Annotated in this window: 1 protein-coding gene; it reads left to right on the top strand. The window is 52.9% G+C overall.

Features of this window, described 5'->3' with window-relative positions:
- A partial coding sequence (gene cadR / locus KQY15_RS18970; RefSeq protein ID WP_443627119.1) for a Cd(II)/Pb(II)-responsive transcriptional regulator occupies positions 1 to 444 on the top strand: 444 nt, incomplete at its 5' end.
- Positions 445 to 531: the final 87 nt, after the last annotated feature.

The following is a 531-nucleotide window of genomic DNA, read 5'->3' as shown; positions in this document are numbered from 1 at the left end:
GTCAATAGCGTAGAGAATCCGTTGCGGAGGAACCCGATGCGTATTGGTCAGTTGGCACAGTCAGTAGGGGTAGATACACAGACGATCCGCTTCTACGAACGGCAGGGCTTGTTGCCGCCGCCTGGTCGGCAGGAGAACGGTTACCGTGTCTATACCGAGAAACACGTTGAGCGGCTGGCCTTTATTCGTCGCTGCCGCATCCTGGATCTGTCACTGGCAGAAATTCACGAACTAAAGCGCTATCAGGACGCCCCTCATCAGTCCTGTACCGCTGTCAATGCCTTGCTCGATGATCACATCTCTCATGTGCGGTCGCAGATAACCGCTCTACAGGCGCTTGAGAAACAACTCGTTTCACTAAGAGCGCGTTGCAACGATGACCGGGAAGTTAAGGCGTGTGGGGTTCTTGCTGGAATTAGCGAGGGAAGCATGCATCAGCAGTAGGTGAAGCATCAACCAGATAATCCGATGAGATGCCGGTCTGTCTCACTCTCATGCAAAGGTAAGATCAACCATTTAATCCGCTTACCC

This window comes from Arsukibacterium indicum, assembly GCF_019100565.1.
GTDB classification, from domain to species: domain Bacteria; phylum Pseudomonadota; class Gammaproteobacteria; order Enterobacterales; family Alteromonadaceae; genus Alishewanella; species Alishewanella indicum.
Note: the sequence above shows the minus strand (reverse complement) of the source record. Positions and strands in the feature narration are given on the sequence as shown.